General features: G+C 67.8%; 15 protein-coding genes and 1 pseudogene. 6 read left to right on the top strand and 10 right to left on the bottom strand.

Annotated features, from left to right (window positions below; genetic code table 11):
• Window positions 1-88: 88 nt before the first annotated feature.
• Window positions 89-913, bottom strand: coding sequence for a hypothetical protein (locus ACTRWB_RS07300; RefSeq protein ID WP_446901433.1), 825 nt, complete (start codon window positions 911-913; stop codon window positions 89-91).
• Window positions 914-1,060: 147 nt separating this feature from the next.
• Window positions 1,061-2,377 carry a citrate-proton symporter gene (locus ACTRWB_RS07295; RefSeq protein WP_446901432.1) on the bottom strand — a complete coding sequence of 439 codons (1,317 nt, stop codon included), beginning with the start codon at window positions 2,375-2,377 and terminating at the stop codon, window positions 1,061-1,063.
• A 318-nt stretch (window positions 2,378-2,695) separates the two neighbouring features.
• On the opposite strand from ACTRWB_RS07295, the gene ACTRWB_RS07290 reads away from it, so the two are divergent.
• The 3 genes from ACTRWB_RS07290 to ACTRWB_RS07280 all read left to right on the top strand — a co-directional run bounded on the left by ACTRWB_RS07290 (window position 2,696) and on the right by ACTRWB_RS07280 (window position 5,137).
• Window positions 2,696-3,613 (top strand): LysR family transcriptional regulator, encoded by a 918-nt coding sequence (locus ACTRWB_RS07290; protein ID WP_446901431.1) that lies wholly within the window; start codon window positions 2,696-2,698, stop codon window positions 3,611-3,613.
• Window positions 3,614-3,801: 188 nt separating this feature from the next.
• Window positions 3,802-4,338 (top strand): VOC family protein, encoded by a 537-nt coding sequence (locus ACTRWB_RS07285; RefSeq protein ID WP_446901430.1) that lies wholly within the window; start codon window positions 3,802-3,804, stop codon window positions 4,336-4,338.
• Between the two features lie 43 nt (window positions 4,339-4,381).
• The gene (locus ACTRWB_RS07280) at window positions 4,382-5,137 is read left to right on the top strand and encodes a glucose 1-dehydrogenase (protein WP_193100192.1); all 756 of its coding nucleotides are present in this window, start codon (window positions 4,382-4,384) and stop codon (window positions 5,135-5,137) included.
• A 115-nt stretch (window positions 5,138-5,252) separates the two neighbouring features.
• Here ACTRWB_RS07280 and ACTRWB_RS07275 read toward each other — a convergent pair whose 3' ends face one another.
• From ACTRWB_RS07275 to ACTRWB_RS07250, 6 genes are all read right to left on the bottom strand, one after another.
• The gene (locus ACTRWB_RS07275; RefSeq protein WP_446901429.1) at window positions 5,253-6,770 is read right to left on the bottom strand and encodes a purine-cytosine permease family protein; all 1,518 of its coding nucleotides are present in this window, start codon (window positions 6,768-6,770) and stop codon (window positions 5,253-5,255) included.
• A 202-nt stretch (window positions 6,771-6,972) separates the two neighbouring features.
• Entirely contained in the window at window positions 6,973-7,620 is a 648-nt protein-coding gene (locus ACTRWB_RS07270) for a glutathione S-transferase family protein (RefSeq protein ID WP_446901428.1), read from the bottom strand.
• Between the two features lie 189 nt (window positions 7,621-7,809).
• Window positions 7,810-8,265: a MarR family winged helix-turn-helix transcriptional regulator gene (locus ACTRWB_RS07265; RefSeq protein WP_446901427.1), complete on the bottom strand. Its 456-nt coding sequence runs from the start codon at window positions 8,263-8,265 to the stop codon at window positions 7,810-7,812.
• 159 nt (window positions 8,266-8,424) lie between these two features.
• A complete protein-coding gene (locus ACTRWB_RS07260) occupies window positions 8,425-9,927 on the bottom strand; it encodes an efflux transporter outer membrane subunit (RefSeq protein WP_446901426.1) in 1,503 nt (500 codons plus the stop codon).
• Window positions 9,924-13,097: an efflux RND transporter permease subunit gene (locus tag ACTRWB_RS07255; RefSeq protein WP_412024215.1), complete on the bottom strand. Its 3,174-nt coding sequence runs from the start codon at window positions 13,095-13,097 to the stop codon at window positions 9,924-9,926. Before ACTRWB_RS07255 ends, ACTRWB_RS07260 begins: the two co-directional genes overlap by 4 nt.
• A 13-nt stretch (window positions 13,098-13,110) precedes the next feature.
• Complete coding sequence (locus ACTRWB_RS07250) at window positions 13,111-14,343, bottom strand: efflux RND transporter periplasmic adaptor subunit (protein WP_446901425.1); 1,233 nt, start codon at window positions 14,341-14,343, stop codon at window positions 13,111-13,113.
• Window positions 14,344-14,423: 80 nt separating this feature from the next.
• Here ACTRWB_RS07250 and soxR point away from each other — a divergent pair, with 80 nt between their 5' ends.
• Window positions 14,424-14,903, top strand: a complete 480-nt coding sequence (soxR, locus tag ACTRWB_RS07245; protein WP_034180419.1) for a redox-sensitive transcriptional activator SoxR — start codon at window positions 14,424-14,426, stop codon at window positions 14,901-14,903.
• A gap of 21 nt (window positions 14,904-14,924) precedes the next feature.
• Here soxR and ACTRWB_RS07240 read toward each other — a convergent pair whose 3' ends face one another.
• On the bottom strand, window positions 14,925-15,578 hold the full coding sequence (locus ACTRWB_RS07240) for a TetR/AcrR family transcriptional regulator (RefSeq protein WP_446901424.1): 654 nt from the start codon (window positions 15,576-15,578) through the stop codon (window positions 14,925-14,927).
• A gap of 148 nt (window positions 15,579-15,726) precedes the next feature.
• Here ACTRWB_RS07240 and ACTRWB_RS07235 point away from each other — a divergent pair, with 148 nt between their 5' ends.
• Together ACTRWB_RS07235 and ACTRWB_RS07230 are read left to right on the top strand one after the other, a co-directional pair.
• Entirely contained in the window at window positions 15,727-17,019 is a 1,293-nt protein-coding gene (locus ACTRWB_RS07235) for an NAD(P)/FAD-dependent oxidoreductase (RefSeq protein WP_446901423.1), read from the top strand.
• A gap of 44 nt (window positions 17,020-17,063) precedes the next feature.
• Complete coding sequence (locus tag ACTRWB_RS07230) at window positions 17,064-17,453, top strand: DUF3331 domain-containing protein (RefSeq protein ID WP_129515293.1); 390 nt, start codon at window positions 17,064-17,066, stop codon at window positions 17,451-17,453.
• 2 nt (window positions 17,454-17,455) lie between these two features.
• On the opposite strand, the pseudogene ACTRWB_RS07225 reads toward ACTRWB_RS07230, so the two are convergent.
• A pseudogene (locus ACTRWB_RS07225) lies at window positions 17,456-18,174 on the bottom strand (dicarboxylate/amino acid:cation symporter); the annotation flags it as partial.

Raw genomic sequence — 18,174 nt, 5'->3', positions numbered from 1 at the left:
GCTGCAACCGATCGATCGCCGCGATGCCCGACGCCAACTCCTGGCGCCCGGCCCGGGTCCGGTCAGACCCGGCGGCACGCGTCGACCTTCACGTCGACAGCCGGACGAGCCCGTAAGGATTGAACTTGAAGTCGTCTTCGTCGTGAGACGCGTCGTCGATCAGCAATGCACCGTGCGCGCGCAACGTCGCGTCGATCCCGTGCCGCACGATCTCGTCGGCAACGCCGTCGATGACGGCAACCGCGTCGCGATCGCTGCCGCGCGAACGCGGCACCTGCACGTCCGGCAGGCCGGCCAGATGAAAACCCACGCTTTCGAAGTATCCGTCCGATGCCAGCGGGCGCAACGCGAACGCCAGCCGGCACACCCGGTTCTGCGCAAGCGCATCGTCGGCGTCGGTCGCGACCGCGCCCATCCGGATCAGCTCCCGCCACCGGTGCAGCCCGTGCGCCACACCCGCGCTCTCGCCCTTGACCGCCACCGCGCCGGCGTCGATCAGCCGATCGACCAGGAACAGCGCGCCGATCGACGCACGCACGGCATTCTCCCGCGTCATGCGCGGGCCGAGCACATACAGCACCGACTGGTGCGTGCCGACGGCTTCGTCGTCGGCCGGCGTCCACGCATCCGCTGCGACGCGGTCGCGGCAGACCTCGAACGAACGGCTCATCCGCTCGTCCGGTTCGGCGACGGAATACGCGTCATCGATGCCGAACCCCGTCGCGAATTCCGCAATCGCCGCGTTCGCCGCATCGCGCAGGTGCTGCAGTTCTCGATCCCGGCCGAGAAAGCACAGCACATGGCGCGGCTGCACCGGCGCTTCGCCCGACCACGCGGCCCGTCGGCCGGATTGCAGCAAAACGGCCGCGCGTGCCGTGCCGCCATCGAGCAGTTTCTTCAACCTTGAAAACATTTGCCATCCCCCACGCTGAGCTTGCGTGCCACCATCATAGCGGCCTGCGATGGCGCGGGGACAAACGCGTCGATGCGCTCGACGACAGCATCCGGATCGGGCAGCGCTGCCTGCCCGCCGGAATCGAGCGGCAACCGCAGCCCGTTGCTACTTGGCGCTCAGCGGTTCGCCCTGAAATTGCCGGCGTGCGAGCACGCACGGCGCGCCGTCGTGCATGAACACACTTGCGAGCAGCCCGAACGACGCCGCGAACAGCACGTACCACGCGGGCGCGACGGGCGATCCGCTCGCGTGCGTCAGCCACGTGACGATGAACGGCGCGAAGCCGCCGAAGATCATCACCGCGACGTTGTACGCGAGCGCGATGCCGGTCGATCGCGAGCGCGTCGCGAACTGTTCGGCGAGCGCGGTGGGCGCGGGGCCGTAGCAGATGCCGATGATCGTGCAGATCACGAGCTGCATCACGAGCAGGCGCCCGATGCTCGGCGCCGCGGCCAGCCACGAGAACAGCGGATACGTGACCGTCAGCAGCGCCAGCATGCCGGCGATCAGCACGGGCCGCCGGCCGATACGGTCGGACACGATCGCCGCAATCGGAATCGTCACCGTCAGCAGCGCGACCGCCACCATCTGCACCTTGAAGACCTGGTCGAGCGGCAGCCCGAACGTTTTGTGCGCGAACGTCGGCAGGTTGACGAGCATCACGTAGAACACGGCCGTGCCGGTGATCGTCTGCCCCATTGACACCAGCACGCCGCGCAGGTTGTCGCGCAGCACGCGCGACACGCTCGCCGGTGGCTCGACCGTCGACTTGCTCGCGTCGAGGAACGCCTCGGTCTCCTCCATGTGCCGGCGGATCCACAGGCCGACCGGCCCGATCAGCAGCCCGAGCGCGAACGGCACGCGCCAGCCCCAGCTGTGCAGCGCGGCCTCCGACAGCGACTGCGTGGCCCACGCGCCCATCGCCGCGCCCGAGAACACCGCGAGACACTGGCCGATCAGTTGCCAGGATCCATACAGGCCGCGCCGGTTCGCGGGCGCGCTTTCGACGAGGAACGCGGTGGCGCTCGCGTATTCACCACCCGTCGCGAAACCCTGCAGCAGCCGCGCGACGACGATCAGGATCGGCGCCGCCGGGCCGATCGTCGCGTATGACGGCGCGAACGTGATCAGCGCGATCGACAGCGTCATCAGGAAGATGATGAGCTGCATCGCGGCCTTGCGGCCCTTGCGGTCCGCATAAAGCCCGAGCAGGATGCCGCCCACCGGGCGCATGAAGAAGCCGACGCCGAACGTCGCGAGCGACATCAGCAGCGACGCGTACTGGCTCTCGGCGGGAAAGAACAGCCGCGCGATGATGCCGGAGAAGAAACCGTAAACGATGAAGTCGTACCACTCGAGGGTATTGCCGACGACAGCGGCAACCACCTGCCGATGCCGCGAGTTCCGACGTGAGTCGCGCATGCTTGTCTCCTGCAGTCTCATGGTGCCGCGCCGCATGGCTGCCGCCTTCCGCGGCAGGCATGGGCGAACCCGCTGTTCGTATCGCCGGCCGATGCGAGACAGGCCCGACGGACCCTCTCGGCCCGCGCGCACGACCGGCGTGAACCGATGATAGGGACGCCGAAATCCCGCATCAATTAACGCCTGCGGTAGATGATTAGCCGGAGATTAAATGTTTCCCCGGCTGGCCCCGCCGCGCGCAAACCCCGGTAATTCGCGCATTGTTGCAGCCCGGGATCTGCGGCAGAATCGACGGCCGCCCTTCCCGTCGCCCGCATCATGCGCAACCGCATCAACGAAGAGATCACGTTCCGCAAGCTCGAGGTGCTGCTCGCCTTCATGGAAGCTGGCAGCCTCGCGAAGGCGGCCGAGGCGCTGGGCGTCAGCACGGTCAGCGTGCACCGCGCGCTGCATACGCTCGAGGAAGGGATGCACTGCGCGCTGTTCCGTCACGAGGGGCGCAACCTGATTCCGACCGACGCCGCGCTGGTGCTCGCCGAAGTCGCGGGCGAAGTGCTGAAGACGATGACGGACGGGATCCGCGCGACGCGCGAGGCGGCCGGCTACGGCGCCGGCCAGTTGAAGATCGGCTCGCTCTATTCGCTGACGATCCGCACCGTGCCCGAGGTCGTGATCGCGCTGAAGGAGCGCCGCCCCGAACTGCAGGCCGAGCTCGTGCTCGGCTCGAACGCCGACCTGCTCGACAAGCTCCGGCAAGGCGCGATCGACGCGACGCTGATGGCGCTGCCCGAACCGGACGCCGAGATCGAATCGATCGCGCTGTTCGAGGACGAGATGTTCTTCGCCGCGCCGATCGATTCGCCGTATGCGCATCGCGATGCGATCGATCTCGGCGCGTGTCGCGACGTGCCGTTCGTGTCGCTCGGCGAAGGCTTCGCGACGCACCACGGCTTCACGGAGGCGTTCCGCGCGGCCGACGTCACGCCGAATGTCGTGATGCGGGTGGGCGACATCTTCTCGCTGATCAACCTGGTGTCGGGCGGCGTCGGCTGCTCGCTTCTGCCCGGCCGCGTGCGCGACCTGTTCGCGCACAAGATCGCGCTCGTGCCGCTCGCCGGCCCCACGATCCGCCAGACGATCGGCCTGAGCTTCCTGCACCGGCGCGAGCGCGACCCGAACCTGCTCGCGCTCGCGACCGTGTGCCGGCTGACGGTCAAGGGGCCGAACGCGCGGTGACGCGCGGGTCGATCCGCAACGCTCGCCTTTCCCCACCTTCCTTCCATCTCGCGCATCCGCATCGTCGCGATGCAAACAACGCGCGCTAGTCCGTTCGGACGGCACGAAGCGCGCGCTTTGTTGCGATCATGACCGTCATTCAGCGCGCGGCACGCACACGCACACGCGCGCCGCGCCACGGAGACGACATGAACGACCCAGTCCTCGGCCCCATCGACCAGATCGGCTACGTGGTCGCCGACCTCGATCGCAGCATTGCGCGCTGGCGCGCACGCCACGAGATCGGCCCGTGGACCGTGTTCCGCAACGTACGCCTCGACGGCCGCCATCTCGGCGAACCGGTGACGATCACGATGGACGTCGGTCTCGCGTGTCGCGGCGGTCTGCAGATCGAACTGATCCACGTGACGAACGACACGCCGTCGCCGTACCGCGATGCGCACGGGCAACCGCTCGTTGGCCTGCATCACGTCGCGTGGGTCGTCGACGATCTCGATACCGCGGTGGCGCGGCTCACGGCGCGCGGCCTGCGCGTCCTGTTCGAAGCGCACAACCCGGCCACGCGTGTCGCGTATCTCGACGACGCCGACGATCCCGGCGTGCGCGTCGAAGTGATCGAAGGCGCCGGCATGCGCGACATGATCGCGTTCGGCATCGCCGAAGCCCGCGCATGGGACGGCACCGATCCGGTCCGCATCATCGACGCGGCGGCCACCTCCGCGTGAGCGGACCCGCGCGCGTCCCTTCTCACTCACAGGAGCAAGCAGCATGAAACGACTCGAAGGCAAGGTGGCGCTGATCACGGGCGGCGCCCGCGGCCAGGGCGAAGCGGAGGCACGCCGGTTCGTCGCCGAAGGCGCGCGCGTGGTGATCGCCGACGTGCTGGACGAAGCCGGCCAGCGCGTCGCGGCCGAACTCGGCGACGCAGCACGATTCCAGCATCTCGACGTGACGAGCGAAGGCGACTGGCAGGCCGCCGTCGATGCAACGCTCGCGCATTTCGGGCGGCTGGACATCCTCGTGAACAACGCGGCGATCCTGAAGCTCGTGCCGATCGAAGCGTGTTCGCTCGACGACTATCGCAAGGTGATCGACGTGAACCAGGTCGGCTGCTGGCTCGGCATGAAGTCGGTGCTTGCCGCGCTGAAGGACGCGGGCGGCGGCTCGATCGTCAACGTGTCGTCGACGGCCGGGATGGAAGGCGTCGCGGGCGGCAGCGCGTACGTGTCGAGCAAGTTCGCGGTGCGCGGGATGACGAAGGCCGCCGCACTCGAATTCGGCCGTCACGGCATTCGTGTGAACTCGGTGCATCCGGGCGGCATCGATACGGTGATGGCGCGCCCGCCCGAATTCTCGGACTTCGATCCTGCTTCCATCTATAGCGGCCTGCCGATCGCGCGCATCGGCAAGCCCGACGAAGTGGCCAGTCTCGTGCTGTTCCTCGCGTCCGACGAATCCACGTATTGCACGGGATCGGAATTCATCGTCGACGGCGGGATGCTCGCGGGCAGCACGTTCCACTGATCCGGCTCGACACGCCGGCAGGCCGTCGCGCTGACGGAAACGGAAACGACTACGCCGCCGGTGGCCAGGCCCGCTCGGCGGCGTTGTCGTTCCGGGGCCAGGCGCCACGCGTCGTTCAGTATCCCTTCGGCTGGATCGACGATGCGCCGACGCCGCGCGCCGTCTGCTTGCCGCCGCGTACGAAACGGCGCCCGTGCGGACCGTACACGCCGTCCGGTTCCGGATACAGCGTCAGCAGCACGAAATACAGCATCCCGCCCACTGCCAGCGACACCGGCACGCTCAGGTCGAGCCCGCCCGCGAGGTTGCCGAGCGGCCCGACGAACTGGCCCGGCAGGTTCACGAACGACAGCCCGACGAACGCGGCCGGCAGCCATGCACCCATCGCACGCACGTTCCAGCCGTGCGTGAACCAGTAGTGGCCGCCGCGCAGCCCGCGGTTGAACACCTGCAGATCGTCGCCGAGATAGTAGCCGCGGCGCGTCACGTAGCCGATCACCATGATCGCCATCCACGGGCAGCTGAACGTATCGATCAGCGTCGAGAACGTCGCGACGCTTTCGACGAGGTTGAACCAGAAGCGGCCGACGAAGATGAATGCAATCGCGATCGTGCCGATCAGCAGCGTCGCACGCACGCGGTTCAGGAAACGCGGGAACATGCTCGATACGTCGAGGCCGGTGCCGTACAGCGCGGTCGTGCCGGTCGACATCCCGCCGATGATCGCGATCAGGCACATCGGCAACAGGAACCAGCGCGGCGAGACTGCGAGCAGCCCACCGACGTAGTCGTTCGACGCGATGAATGCGGGCGCCTTCGCCGCGATGATCGTGGCAGTCGCGAGGCCGAAGAAGAACGGCACGAAGGTTGCGATCTGCGCGGCGAACACGGCGCCCATCACACGATGCTTCGGCGTGTGCTGCGGGATGTAGCGCGCCCAGTCGCCGAGCGTCGATGCGAACGACACCGGGTTGCTCAGCGCGACCAGCACGGCGCCGACAAACGCGGCCCAGAAGCCCGCGCTGCCGAGTTGCAGCGTGCCGGCGTAATTCATGTCGAACAGGCCGGCGAACGCGAAAAGCCCGGCGACGAACAGGATGCTCGCGGCCCACACGGCGATCTTGTTCACCCACAGCATGAAGCGAAAACCGTAGATGCAGACGATCAGCACGAGCACCGCGAACACCAGGTAGGCCACGCCGAGCGTGAAGCCGTTGACGGGCACGCCGATCATGTTGTGCGCGCCGCCGACGAGCGCGTCGCCCGAGCTCCACACCGCGAGCGAGAAGAACGCGATCGACGTGAGCAGCGCGAGGAACGAGCCGACGATCCGGCCGTGAATGCCGAAATGCGCACCGGACGACACGGGGTCGCTCGTGCCGTTGCGCGGGCCGAACAGGCTCATCGGCGCGAGGATGCAGGTGCCGGCGAGCACGCCGAGCACGATCGCGGCGACGCCCGCCTTGAACGACAGCCCGACCAGCACGGGAAAGCTGCCGAGCACCGATGTGGAAAACGTATTGCAACCGCCGAACAGCAACCTGAACAGATCGATCGGCCGCGCATAGCGCGATGCATCGGGAATGCGCTCGAAACCGAACGACTCGACCTGCGTAATCCTGCCTTCACCCATTTGTCTCCCACTCCTCTGGTGCGTCTGCACGGCCCGAGGCTGCGGCCATGCGACACATCGTCATCGATTCGCGGCCACTCTAAACCGGATCGAGGGGCGCAAATATCACGCATTCGAGACGTTTACGACGAAGGAGAACAATGTTTCCGGGTGGGTAACCGGCCGGTTGCCGCGCCGCTCGTGCGGCGCGGGCGATGCAATGTCAGTGCACCTGCTCGGCCGCCGGCGCGCGGCATGCGGCCAGGCCCCGCTGAACCGCCGGCCGGGCCTCGATATCGGCGAGCCAGCGCTCGACGTGCGGGTATGCGGCGAGATCGAGATCGAGTTCGGACGCCGTGCGCAGCCACGGAAACGCGGCGATGTCGGCAATCGAATACCGCGACGACGCGAGATATACCGATGCCGACAAGCGGCCGTTCACGACCCCATAGAGCCGCCGCGCCTCGTTCCGGTAACGGTCGATCGCCTCCGCATTGACCGTCTTCGATGCACGCAGGAACCACCAAAGCTGGCCGAGCATCGGCCCGATGCCGCCGATCTGGAAATGCAGCCATTGCTGGACCGCCGTGCGCTCGGCCAGCGTCTCGGGTTGCAGGCAACCCGTCTTCGCGGCGAGATAGCCGAGAATCGCGCCGGATTCGAACACGGCCAGCCCGGTGTCGTGGTCGACGATGGCCGGAATCTTGCCGTTCGGGTTGATCGCGAGGAACGCCGGGCTGCGCTGCTCGCCGGCGGACAGGTTCACGTGCACGCGGTCGTGCGCGAGCCCGGCCTCTTCCAGGTAGATCGCGATTTTGTGTCCGTTCGGTGTGTCGGCCGTATAGAACGTAAGGGAATGCGTCGAGGTCATGTCGGGTCCTTGTCATTCGGTTAGCGTTGCAACTGCAATCGTTGCAATTGCAATCCTATGCCGGGACCGGTGGCTTCGGCAACATGCCAATACGCGAAGGAGGGATATGCAGATTGCGCGATCCGGGCGGGCCGGACCGCGCAGGCGATGCATCGGCAGGTGCGCGTCCGACGCGCGTGCCGGACGCCGCTACCTGGCGTCGGCCGCCGCTTCGCGCGCCGCGGCGGTCACCCGATCGAGCGCAACGGTCAACGCCGCCTGATCCTTGCCGGAGAACTGGCCGAGAAAGAGTTCCGCGACCGTCGACTGGTACACCTTCCACATCTTCTTGCGCAGTGCCCGCCCCTTGTCGGTGATGCTCGCATGAGCGGCACGGCCGTCGTCGGCCGAACGGGCGCGCGTGACGAGCCCCTCCTGCTCGAGCCGGTCGACGAGCCGCGTGAGGTTGTAGCGCTCGATCGCAAGCACGTCGGCCAGTTCGTGCATCCGGCGCGTGCCGTCGGGCCCGCTTTCGAGCCCCCACAACGCGTCGTACCACGCATACGCCGGCAGGCCGGCATCCGCGAGGCGCCGCTCGATCTCGCGAATCATCGTCCGGTGCGCGCGGACGAACGAGAACCACAGATCGGGTTCGGGTGCGCTCATGTCAGGTCGTTCCTTTCATTTAATTGCAGTTGCAATTAAATTTTACCTCGATACGATTTCCCTCCCCGTCATTGCATTTGCAGTGGCATACACACCCTTCGGCGGGCCGATCCGCGCGTTCGTCGACGACGGCGCGATGTCGCGCCGCCCCCGCCCGCACTACTGCCCCGACTGCGCGAGCGCCCCCTGCCCCGTTCCCGACGGCCAGCCGCCCGCGAGCGCCTTGTACAGCGCGACCGTCGACGCCGCGCTGCGCATCCGGGCGTCGGCTGCCGCATCCTGCGCCTGCAGCAGCGTCCGTTGCGCATCGAGCACTTCGTAGTAGTCGATCGCGCCGGCCGAGAAGCGCGTCTGCGCGAGCTGCGCGGCCCGCGCGCTGTCGTCCGCCGCACGCACGAGGTGCGTTGTCTCGTCACGCGTGCGCGCGACGCGCAGCAGCGCGTTCTCGGTCTCCTCCAGCGCGCCGAGTACGGTCTGCCGGTACTGCGCGAGCTGGCCGGCCGCTTCCGCGTCGCTCGCGGCGATCCGTGCGCGCACGCGGCCGACGTCGAGGAACGACCAGTCGATGCCGAGCGCGATCAGGTTCGTGTCGCTGCCCGCGCGAAAGAACCCGTAGCTGCTCGTCGCGCTGCCGAGCAGCCCCGACAGCGTGAAGCGCGGAAACAGGTCGGCCGTCGCGACGCCGATGCGCGCGGTCGCCGCGTGCAGCCGGGCCTCGGCGGCCGCGACATCGGGACGCCGGCGCAGCAGGTCGCCCGGCGTGCCGGGATCGATGTCGGCGGCCAGCGCCGGCAGCGGCACGGGTGTGCCCGCCGACGCGGCGGCGTTCGGGATGTCGAACCGGCCGATCAGCGCATCCGGCGTCTGCCCGGTCAGCACCGCGAGGCGGTGCTCGTCGACACCGATCGCGGCTTCGTTCACGGCAATCCGCGACGTCGTCGATTCGTACTGCGCCCGCGCGCGCGCCGCATCGAGCTCGGAGCCGCGCCCCGCGCCGACCCGCGCATTGATCAGCGCGAGCGTCTGCTTCTGGTTGTCGGCGTTCTCGCGCGCGATCCGCAACCGCTCCTGCGAGCCGCGCAGGTCGACGTACGTACTCGCGACCTCGCCGGCGATCGCGACTCGCACCGCGCGCACGTCCGCCGCGCTGGCAGCCGTTTCCGCACGCTGCGACTCGATCGAGCGGCGCACGCGGCCGAACAGGTCGAGCTCCCACGCCGCATTGATCCCGATGCTGGACGTCGGCGTGTCGCGCTGGCTGCGCGGCGCGCCGAACGCCTGGTCCTTGCTCATCAGCTGATGGCCGATCTGGCCGCTCGCGGTAATCGTCGGATAACGATCGAAGGTCGCCTGCGACAGCAGCGCATTCGACGCGTCGTAGCGCGACACGGCGACCTGCAGGTCCTGGTTCGCCGCGAGCGCCGCGTCGATCAACTGCGTCAGCGCCGGATCGCCGAAGCCGCGCCAGAACGCGGCATCGGCATCGGCCGACGCGTCGGGCAGCGTATCGGACGACGACGCATCGCGCTGCGTGGCCGGATGCGCGTCACGTGCGAACCGCGCGGCCGTGGCCGTGTCGGGCTGCTTGAAATCGGGGCCGACCGCGCACGCGGCGAGCGTCACCGACATCGCGAGCGCGGAAAGACGGAAAGCGGCGCTCATCGGTTTTCTCCTTCAAGGGTGCCGTGCTGTTCGCTCCAGACGGCCGGCGTGCCGCCCGCGAGCTTGCGGATCGCCACATAGAACACGGGTGTCAGGAACAGCCCGAACAGCGTGACGCCCAGCATCCCCGCGAACACGGTGATACCGGTGGCCGCGCGCACTTCGCTGCCCGCGCCGCTGCCGATCAGCAGCGGCACCGAGCCTGCGATGAACGCGACCGACGTCATCACGATCGGCCGCAATCGCAGCTTGCAGGCCTCGAGCGCGGCCTCGATCACGCCCTTGCCCTGGATTTCGAGCTCGCGCGCGAACTCGACGATCAGGATCGCGTTCTTGCACGCGAGCCCCATCAGCACGACGAGACCGACCTGTACGAACACGTTGTTGTCGCCGCCCGACAGCCACACGCCGAACAGCGCCGCACACATGCACACGGGCACGATCAGGATCACCGCGAGCGGCAGCGTCCAGCTCTCGTACAGCGAGGCGAGCACGAGGAACACGAGCATCACCGCGAGCGGGAACACGACGATCGCCGCGTTGCTCTGCGTGACCTGCTGGTAGCTGAGGTCGGTCCATTCGAGCGTGATGCCGGGCGGCAGCACCTCCTTCGCGATCTGCTGGAGCTTCGCGATCGCCTGCGACGACGACATCACCTTCGGATCGGCGTCGCCGATCAGGTCGGCAGCCGGGTAGCCGTTGTAGCGGACGACCGGGTCGGGTCCGTACGCGGGCCCCACCGTCACCATCGAGCCGATCGGCACCATCTCGCCCTTCGCGTTGCGCGTGCGCAGGTTCGCGATGTCGGCGGCCGTCTGCCGGTGACCGGCATCGGCCTGCGCCATCACGCGGTACACGCGGCCGAACACGTTGAAGTCGTTCACGTACATCGAGCCGAGGTAGACCTGCAGCGTGTTGAACAGGTCGGTCAGCGCGACGCCCTGCGCCTTCGCCTTCAGCCGGTCGACCTTCACCTCGAGCTGCGGGATGTTCGCCTGGTACGAACTGACCGGGTAACTCATCCCCGGCGTCTTCGCGACCGCCGCCTGGAACGCGGTGAGCGCGTTCTGCAATTCGCCGTAGCCGAGCCCGCCGCGATCCTCCAGGTACAGCGAGTAGCCCGAACCGTTGCCGAGGCCCTGGATCGGCGGCGGCATCAGCGCATAGGTGATGCCGCCGCCAATGGCCGCGAAACGCGCGTTCAAGTCCGCGTTGATCTGCGCGGCGCTGCGGTGGCGCTGGTCGAACGGCTTCAGGATCACGTACGAATTCGTGATGTTCGGCGTGTTCACGCCCTGCAGCGCATTCAGCCCCGCAAACGCCGGCACCATCTCGACCCCGTCGGTGCCGAGTGCGATCTTCGTCATCTGCTCGGTCACCGCGCTGGTGCGCGCGAGCGACGCGCCTTCCGGCAGCTTCGCGCCCGCGAACAGGTACAGCTTGTCCTGCACGGGGATGAAGCCGCCCGGCACCGCGTTGAACAGCAGCGCGGTGGCCGCGAGCAGCGCCGCATAGACCGCGAACACCGCGCCGCGCCGCTTCAGCGTGCGCGCGACGACGCCGTGATAACGACCGGAGCTGCGCTCGAAGAAGCGGTTGAACGGATGGAACAGCCAGCCGAACGCACGGTCGAGCGCACGCGTGAGCGCGTCCTTCGGCGCGCCGTGCGGACGCAGCAGCTTCGCGGCGAGCGCGGGCGACAGCGTCAGCGAGTTGATCGCGGAGATCACCGTCGAAATCGCGATCGTCACCGCGAACTGCCGGTAGAACTGGCCGGTGACACCCGACATGAATGCCATCGGCACGAACACCGCGCACAGCACGAGCGCGATCGCGACGATCGGCCCCGACACCTCGCGCATCGCCTGATGCGCGGCATCGCGCGGGCTCAACCCCTGTGCGATGTTGCGCTCGACGTTCTCGACAACGACGATCGCATCGTCGACGACGATCCCGATCGCGAGCACGAGCCCGAACAGCGTCAGCGTGTTGATCGAATAGCCGAGCAGATGCAGAAACGCGAACGTGCCGACCACCGACACGGGCACCGCGACGAGCGGAATGATCGACGCGCGCCAGGTCTGCAGGAACAGGATCACGACGAGCACGACCAGCACGACGGCCTCGATCAGCGTGTGCTGCACCGCGCGGATCGATTCGCGCACGAACACCGTCGGGTCCCACACGGGGCGGTACGCGACGCCGGGCGGGAAGCGCTTCGACAGCTCGTCGAGCTTCGCATACACGGCCTTCGCGACGTCGAGCGCGTTCGCGCCCGGCGACAGGAAGATGCCGACCACGGCCGAATGCTTGTCGTTGAAATACGAGCGCAGCGTGTAGTCGCCCGCGCCGAGCTCGATGCGCGCGACGTCGGACAGCTTCACGACCTGGCCGTCGTCGCCGTTGCGCAGCACGATGTCGCTGAACTCCTGCACCGTGCGCAGCCGGCCGCGCACGTTGATCGACACGAGGAAGTCGTTGGCCTTCGGCGACGGCTCCGCGCCGAGCTGGCCGGCCGACACCTGCACGTTCTGCTCGCGCACTGCGGCAATCACATCGCTCGCGGTCAGCCCGCGCGACGCGAGCCGGTTCGGGTCGAGCCACAGCCGCATCGCGTAATCGCCGGAGCCGTACACACCAACGTCGCCGATGCCGGTGAGCCGCGACAGCTCGTCCTTCACGTGCAGCGTCAGGTAGTTGCGCAGGTACAGCGAATCGCGGCTGTTGTCCGGCGAATAAAGGCTCACGTACATCAACGGCGTCGGCGACTGCTTCTGCGTGGTCACGCCGTACTGGCGCACCTCGTCGGGCAGGCGCGACAGCGCCTGGCTCACGCGGTTCTGCACGCGCACGGCGGCCGTGTCGGGATCGACGCCCTGCAGGAACGTGACGACGACCTGCAGGCTGCCGTCCGACCCGGCGACCGACTTCATGTACATGATGCCTTCGACGCCGTTGATCGCCTCTTCCAGCGGTTCGGCGACCGATTCGGCGATTTCCTTCGGGTTCGCGCCCGGATACGTCGCACGCACGACGACGCTCGGCGGCACGACTTCCGGATATTCGCCGGCCGGCAGCATCGGTATCGAGATCAGGCCGATCGCGAAGATGACGATCGACAGCACGATCGCGAAGATCGGCCGGTCGATGAAGAATCGGGAGAAATCCATCGCATGTCTCCCGTTATTGCGCGGCCGGCGCGCCGGCATCGGCCACGGCCTGCGTGCCGCCGCCGGTGCCGCCATTGCCACCATTGCCATTGCCGGCACCGGCATCAGCCCGCGCAGGCAATGCCTTCGGCTTCACCTGCGCACCCGGATAGTAGATCCGCTGCACGCCGTCGACGACCACGCGGTCGCCCGCCTGCAGCCCCCTCTCGACGATCCGCTCGCCCTCGAACTCGCGGCCGGTCGTCACGTCGCGGCGCAGCGCCTTGTCGCCGGGGCCGATCACGTACACGTACTTGCGATCCTGGTCGGTGAGCACGGCCTTGTCGTCGACGAGCAGCGCATCCTGGTCGCGGCCGCTGACGAGCTGCACGCGCGCATACAGGCCCGGCGTGAACGTGTGATCCGCGTTCGTCAACCGCACCCGCGCGCGGATCGTGCCGGTTTGCGGGTCGAGCCGGTTGTCGAGGAAATCGACGGTGCCCGCATGCGGGAAGCCCGTCTCGTTCGCGAGGCCCACGCGCACCGGATCGGCGCCGATCGCGCGATGCTTCGGATCGGCGCGGCGCGCGTTGTAGCGCAGGTAGCTCTGCTCGTCGCAGTCGAAATACACGTAGACGGGATCCTGCGACACGACGGTCGTCAGCAGCGTGTCGTCCGCGCGTGCGAGATTGCCGACGGTCGCGACCGCGCGGCCGACACGGCCCGCGATCGGCGCTCGCACTTCGGTGAAGCCGAGATTGAGCTTCGCGTCGGCAACGGCCGCGTCGGCCGCCTGCAGGTCCGCGCGTGCCTGCTCGGCGGTGGCGCGCGCGTTGTCGAGTTCTTCCTGCGACGTTGCATGCGCATCGATCAGCGTCTGCACGCGCTTGAGCTGCACGTTCGCGAGGCTCGCGGCCGCGCGGGCCCGCTGCTGCTGCGCGTTCGCACGGTCGAGCGCGATGCGGTACGGGCGCGGGTCGATCTCGAACAGCAACGTGCCCTGCGCGACGAGGTCGCCCTCCTTGTAGGCGACGCGCTGCAGATAGCCGCTTACGCGCGGCCGCAAATCGACCGCGTCGACCGCTTCGACGCGTCCATTGAATTCGTCGGCGAGGCGGACCGTGCGCGGCGCGACGGTTGCGACGCCGACTTCGGGAACAGAATAGGCTGACGCTGCACCTTTGCCGTCGTGACAGCCCGACAACGCCAGCAGCAGTGCGCAGGCGGCGCCCAAAGGCGACGTCCTGCGTAGGGATAAGGAAACCATGATGCCTCGCGACGGGTTAAACTGCCGCGTAGCATAAAAGTTGAAGTTAACTTCAAGTCAAGCTTTTCCCGGAGAACGTCATGGGTACCCCGGAAGAACCGAAATGGCCGCTGATGTCGATCCGCGAAGTGGCCGCACGCAGCGGCGTGCCGGCGTCGACGCTGCGGTTCTACGAGACGCGCGGGCTCATCAAGTCGCACCGGAACGGCTCGAGTCACCGCCACTATTCGCGCGCGGTACTGCGGCTGATCGCATTCATCGTGTTCGCGCAGAAGATCGGCTATTCGCTCGACGAGATCGCCGAACAGCTCGTCAGCCTTCCTGAAGACACCGCCCCGAGCAACAAGGACTGGCAGCGGCTGTCGCGCGGCTGGAAGCAGCGCGTCGCGAGCCGGATCGAGGAACTGCAGCGGCTCTACATCAACCTCGACGAGTGCATCGGCTGCGGCTGCCTGTCGCTGAAGCGCTGCAAGCTGACCAACCCGGAGGATCGCGCGGGCCGCAACGGGCCCGGCGCGCGGCGCTGGCTCGGCGACAAGCCGCCCACCGACGTCGAATGATGCGGAGGCCGCGCGCCGCGCTCAGTCGCCGACGAGGTTGAGCGCGGCGTCGAGCACGGCCTGCCGGAACGCGTCCCGCTGCGTCGGCAGCGACGTGTACTCCAGCATCATGTGGCTGTACGACACCGTCGTGCCGATCGCGCTCGCGAGCATGAAGAACAGCACGTTCGGATCGACCGCGCGGATCGCGCCGGCCTGCACGGCCTCCGACAGCAGCGGGAACATCACCTCGTGATACGGCCGCACGATCCGCTCCTGCAGCCGGTCGAGCCGCCCGCCCACTTCGGTCGCCGCCGTCGAGAAGAACATCCCCATGTCGGGCTCGTCGAACTCGTGATCGACGCATAGCTCGAGCGCACGCCGCACGCGGTCGCGATGCGGCAATGACGACGTGTGCAACGCACGCAGCGCGTCGAACATCGGCGTGGCCAGGTCGACGATCTGCTCGACGACCGCGAGCCACAACGTTTCCTTCGTACCGAAATGATGGGCGATCAGCGCCGCGTCGACGCCCAGCTCGCGCGCGACTTCGCGCACGCTCGTCGCGTCGTAGCCACGCTTCGCGAACGTGCGGCGCGCGGCCCGCAATATCACGTCCGGACCGACGGACGCATCCGCCAGCGGCCGCCCGCGCGTACGCCGCTTCGACGGCGCGCGCTCAGTGACTTCAGCCACGTTTTCCTGCTCCCCTTGAATGGTTCGAATGCCCGTGTTCGGGCCCCGGTTTCACGTCGCCGGAACCGGGCTGCCTGCCCCGCTCCGTTGACACGCGGAGCCGGGAAGCGCTAGGATCATACATTATTCATCACGTGATGATTTATCCATGACAACCCCTAAACGCATCGTCATCGTCGGCGGCGGGATCGCCGGACTGCAGCTCGCGACCCGCCTGGGCGAGCGTCTCGGCCGGTCCGGGCGGGCGCAGGTCACCGTCGTCGACCGCAGCCCGACCCATATCTGGAAGCCGATGCTGCACACGATCGCGGCCGGCACGCGCGACGTGCAGCAGCAGCAGGTGATCTTCCTCGCCCATGCACGCGACCACGGCTACACGTACCAGCCCGGCGAACTAACGGGGCTCGATCGCGCGCGCCGCCGCGTGCAGCTCGGCGAGATCCGCTCGCAGAGCGGCGACGTGGTGATCGAGGCGCGCGAACTCGACTACGACGTGCTGATCGTCGCGCTCGGCAGCCAGGCCAACGATTTCGGCGTGCCGGGCGTGCGCGAGCACTGCTACTTCATCGACAGCCAGCAGCAGGCCGAAACCTTCAACGAAGCGTTGCGGATGCGCGTGTTCCGCAGCATCGCGCGCGACGAGCCGTTTCGCGTCGCGATCGTCGGCGCGGGCGCGACGGGCGTGGAACTCGCGGCGGAACTGAGCCGCTTGCTGGAAGTGGCGCAGGCGTACGGCGACGCGACGGTGCGCGAGCGGCTGCAACTCACGCTGCTCGAAAGCGGCCCGCGCATCCTCGCCGCGTTTCCGCCGAAGATTTCCGCGTCGGCGCAGCGGCGGCTCGAACAGATCGGCTTTCGCGTGCTGACGTCGACACGCGTCACGGCGGCGGATGCGAACGGCTTCCACTATGGCGACGGGTCGTTCGCGGAAGCGGACCTGATGGTCTGGGCGGCCGGCGTGAAGGCGCCCGATTTCATGCAGGCGCTGGACGGGCTCGACACCAACCGCGCGAACCAGATCGTCGTCGGACCCACGCTGCAGGCAACGGCCGACGAGCACGTGTTCGCGATCGGCGATTGCGCGAGCCTGTTGCTCGACGGCCACGAACGGCCGCTGCCGCCGACCGCGCAGGTCGCGACGCAGCAGGCCGAGCATCTCGCGAAGCACCTGCCCGCATGGCTCGACGGCACGCCGATTCCACCGTTCGCCTTTCACGATTTCGGCGCGCTCGTGTCGATCAGCGACTACGACGCGTTCGGCACGCTCGGGCAGTTCGGGTTCTTCCGCGGCGGCTTCATCCAGGGGCGCTTCGCGCAGTTCAGCCACCTGATGCTCTACCGGCGGCACCAGCAGGCGCTGCACGGCTTCTCCAAGGCGACCCTGCTGTGGCTCGCCGAACGGATCAACGGCTGCGTGCAGCCGCGCATCCGCCTGTCGTGATGCCGCGCGTCGCGGCACCGCGTAACGTTTCGAGGAACACCGACATGAATAACCGTATAGCGCCCTGGCTCATGACCGTTGCCGCGATCGGCAGCTTCGACATGCCGTCCGTCTCGTGGGGCGAGCCCCGGCGGCGCAGCGTGACGCGCGACCGGCTACCGTCATGGGATGCGACGAGCCGGCCGACCATCAGCGTGCTCGAACGGCCCACCGCCGACACCGTGATGATTTCGTGGCGCGACGCCTGCACCGGGCACTACGGCTACCAGAAGTGGCGGCTGTTCACGACGCGCAAGCGCGGCGTCTGCGCGCTGTCGGGGCAGCCGATCGCGATCGGCGACAGCGTCTATGCGCCGCAATTGCTCGGTTCGACGCCGGGCAACGCCGCCGCGATGGTGCTGGCGGCGTGCATCGACGAAGCGTTGACGGTCTAGCGTCAGACCGGGTTCGCGCGGCCCGCGCCTTGGGCCGGATCGCTACCCTGCCGTTCGAGTTCGGCGTCGAGATGCGCGGCATGCGCCTGCGCTTCGGCTTCCGACATCAACTCGCCTTCCCACTTCGCAACCACCGCGCTCGCGATCGAGTTGCCCACCGCGTTCGTGGCCGAACGGCCCATGTCGAGGAACGTATCGACACCGAGGATCAGCAGCAGCCCGGCTTCCGGGATGTTGAACTGGTGCAGCGTCGCCGCGATGACGACGAGCGAGNGAGGAACGTATCGACACCGAGGATCAGCAGCAGCCCGGCTTCAGGAATGTTGAACTGGTGCAGCGTCGCCGCGATCACGACGAGCGATGCGCGCGGCACGCCGGCCATCCCCTTCGACGTGAGCATCAGGATCAGCAGCATCGTGATCTGCGTGCCGAGCGACAGGTGGATGTTGTAGGCCTGCGCGATGAACAGCGACGCGAACGTGCAGTACATCATCGAGCCGTCGAGGTTGAACGAATAGCCCATCGGCATCACGAAGCTCGAGATCTTGCGGCGCACGCCGAAACGATCGAGCGCATCGAGGATCTTCGGATACGCGGCTTCCGAGCTCGCGGTCGCGAACGACAGCATGAACGCTTCCTTGATCAGCACGAGCAGCTTGAACACGCGGCGGCCGAGGAACAGCAGCCCGGCAGCGACGAGCGTGCCCCACAGCAGCACGAG

Source organism: Burkholderia sp. YIM B11467 (assembly GCF_052952715.1).
This window is presented reverse-complemented; position numbering and strand designations above follow the sequence as displayed.